Below are 2,888 nucleotides of genomic sequence, written 5' to 3' on the forward strand. Positions count from 1 at the left end.
GCCGCTTGGGCGTGGGCCACCGCGCCCCAGATCGACCGCACGCACGGCCCGCAGGCAGTCCGCGAGCGCGGCAGCGTCCCGCTGCGGGAAAACGAAGGGGTGCTCGTTGCCGACCACCTCGGGAATGGCCCCCGCATCGGAGGCCACCACCGGAACGCCCGCGGCCATCGCCTCGGCCGTCACCAGGCCGAAGACCTCGGCCCACTGCGACGGCACGGCCAGCACGTCCACGGAAGCCAGGAACTCGGCGGTGTCCTGCCAGCCGAGCACCTGGACGTCCTCACCCGCCGCCTTCAGGGCGGTGGCAAGCTGCTCGGCCTCGTCCTCCGCCACGAACCGGCTCTCCCCCGCGATGCGGAACACGAAAGCACCCGGGTCGGTCTTCCGCAGCAGCGCGGCGGCCTCAAGGAGAGTCACGATGCCCTTGCCCTCGGACAGCCGGCCGAGGAATCCCACGGTCACCGGCTCATCGGCATCGCGGGCCCGCCCTGCCTGCGGCGTCGTCGGACCCGGAACCCAGTTGTGGAGCACGCGGGCCCTGCGGATGCGGTCCGCCGCGAATCGGGAGGGCGCGAGGACCGCGAGTGCGCCGGGACGCGCCAGGGCGGAGAACACGCGCAGAAGCGGCTTCTCGGGCACCTGGTGCAGGTGCACGATCCGCCGCGGCCGGCCGGCCAGGGCCGTGGCCGGCAGCAGCCCGTTGCACCAGGCGACGTCGTCCCCGCCTCGGCCACGGTCCCAGGCCCGGAGCGCGCGCATATACCCCAGTCGTCCGGGCCCACCCACGCGGACCACGTCGAACCCGTCCGCGGCCAGGCGATCGGCGGTCTCGGCCGGGTGGGCCGGAGCCACGACGGCCACGTCCCGCCCCAGCTCGCGCAAGGACGTGGCGAGGTGGTGGAGCATCACCTCGCCGCCACCCACCTCGCCCTGGTTCGCCAGGATCCAGATGCGACCGGTCATCGGACCGACCCCAGGGATCGGGGATGGCTGGCCCGTGCGTCCACGATGGAGCGGACGCGGGTCAGCCCCCGCTTGGCCGCGCGGCCGAGGCGCTCCTCGCCGTACTTCTGTAGGGCCCAGGCGAGCACGGAGACCACGGCCAAGGCCACGAGCATGGCCATGTTCCGACCCACGTACGGCCAGAGAGCATGGATGACCAGATAGCCGGGAATGACGTGGATGATGTACAGGGAGTAGCTGATCCGGCCGTAGAACTGGAAGGGCGGCGTTGTGAGGAGCCAGGTCTTTCGTCGGAGGGCCGCTACAGTGAACAAGGTTGCTGCTGCCAGCACCCAGAACCCAAGGGTCATGTCGCGCAAGACGAACGGACTCACGACAGCCGATGCAAAGGCTGCGGCCACCGCTTTTCGGTGGCGACCCGTCTCCCGTGCCAGGAACACCACCATGCCCAGGACGAACATCGGCGCGTACTCGGCAACAGTGATGTTGTTGACGAGTTTGACCACGTGGGGTCCCCCGCTGGGCGTGGCGCTGCGGCTTGTGAAGTCACGGCCACCACCGTCCAGGACAACGCAGACCAACCCAGACATGCCCACAGGACGAGACGGTCCGACAACCGGCAACGGCTGAGGATGAGGAGGGTCAGGACAAGTGCGTAGAACTGCATCTCGACCGCCAGCGTCCAGTACACGTCGACCACATCGTCGACGAGCAACCATCGTTGCACCATCGTGAGATTGACGAAGATCTGCCCCGGACTCAGCGAGTACCCCGGCACCTGAACGAGGGCGAGGATCACGACGGCGAATGCAAGCGAGAGCCAGTACGGCGGGTACAGCCGCGCCACTCGGGAGATGACGAAATCGCTGGGACGCGAGGCACGGCGCGCGGTCATGAGGATCACGAAACCGCTGATCATGAAAAACAGCTGGACCCCCGTGCCACCCCAGACGAAGTCATGAAAAGCCGGGGGATCGTCGCGGTAGTGGAAATTGTGCGTCCCGCCGTAGTGCGAGAACACCACGGCCAGCGCCGCGATCCCCCGAAGACCGTCCAGCTCCCGGAACCGGGGGCCCGGAACACGCTTCTCGGCCGGGGCCACCGACGCCGATCCTGGCTCGTTCGGGCTCGCTGCGGTCATCGGGTACCCACCTTCCCCACCCGCCACCCGAGCACCTCGAGGGTCGCCTCGGCGGTCGCCCGGGCCATGGTCTCCACATCGCCCACGCGTACCTCGCCCGGGCCCTCGGCCGCGGCACGCATGACGGCGTCGGCGATGGCCGCCGGAGTGGTCTCGTGGACCAGGCGCTCGGGCGGCAGGATCTCACCGTTGCCGCCCACGTCCGTGGCGACGGCGGGCAGGCCCGCGGCCGCGGCGTCGAGCAGGGTGTAGCTGAGGTTCTCCCACGCGGAGAGCTGCGCCAGCACGTCGTGCTCGGCCATGGCCTCCCACGGTTCTACGAAGCCGGGCAGGTCCACCGCATCCGCGACACCGAGCGCCTCGGCCTGGGCGCGCAGCTGCCCCTCCAGGGGACCCGAGCCGGCCAGCGTCAACCGCGTCCCGGGGTCCCGGTCAAGCAAGGCGGGCAGCGCGGCGATCAGCCGGTCGAGGTTCTTCTCGGGCGCCAGCCGGGACAGGGAGAGGATCCGCAGCCCCTCCCCCGGTGCACGCCGCTGCCCCGCGGCCGCGCGCGCACGGCGGCACGTCCACCCCCGTTGGCGCACCACGGTGATAGGCGCCCCCCGTGCCCCACTTGCGACGGAGCACGTCCGCGGTGGACTGCGCCACCGCGATCACGAGGTCCGTGCCGCGCAGCCGGGCGCGGTGCGCGGCGTTTCTTCACTCGGGCGCCGCGGCGCGGTTGTACAGCCCGCTCGTCCGGGGCGGATCCCGTCGCTCGGTGCTGAGCAGCGCCGGCGCACCG

The 2,888-nt window shown here is 70.9% G+C and carries 4 protein-coding genes; all 4 read right to left on the reverse strand.

Annotation, left to right across the window (positions count from 1 at the left end; translation table 11 throughout):
• Positions 1–963 (reverse strand): glycosyltransferase (locus tag AC2W7A_RS11175; RefSeq protein ID WP_485991413.1); only part of this gene is annotated, 963 nt, incomplete at its 3' end.
• Complete coding sequence (locus AC2W7A_RS11180) at positions 960–1,424, reverse strand: acyltransferase family protein (protein WP_485991414.1); 465 nt, start codon at positions 1,422–1,424, stop codon at positions 960–962. The genes AC2W7A_RS11180 and AC2W7A_RS11175, both read right to left, overlap by 4 nt.
• On the reverse strand, positions 1,334–2,104 hold the full coding sequence (locus tag AC2W7A_RS11185) for an acyltransferase family protein (protein WP_485991415.1): 771 nt from the start codon (positions 2,102–2,104) through the stop codon (positions 1,334–1,336). The genes AC2W7A_RS11180 and AC2W7A_RS11185 overlap by 91 nt, the downstream gene beginning before the upstream one ends.
• Complete coding sequence (locus AC2W7A_RS11190) at positions 2,101–2,691, reverse strand: glycosyltransferase (RefSeq protein ID WP_485991416.1); 591 nt, start codon at positions 2,689–2,691, stop codon at positions 2,101–2,103. The genes AC2W7A_RS11185 and AC2W7A_RS11190 overlap by 4 nt, the downstream gene beginning before the upstream one ends.
• Between the last annotated feature and the right edge of the window lie 197 nt (positions 2,692–2,888).

This window comes from Micrococcus sp. LASM2_SD2, from assembly GCF_057364565.1.

Excerpts from the sequence above, each read along its gene's own strand:
- AC2W7A_RS11180 (WP_485991414.1), bottom strand. The coding sequence starts at position 1,424 with ATGTTCGTCCTGGGCATGGTGGTGTTCCTGGCACGGGAGACGGGTCGC.
- AC2W7A_RS11185 (WP_485991415.1), bottom strand. The coding sequence starts at position 2,104 with ATGACCGCAGCGAGCCCGAACGAGCCAGGATCGGCGTCGGTGGCCCCG.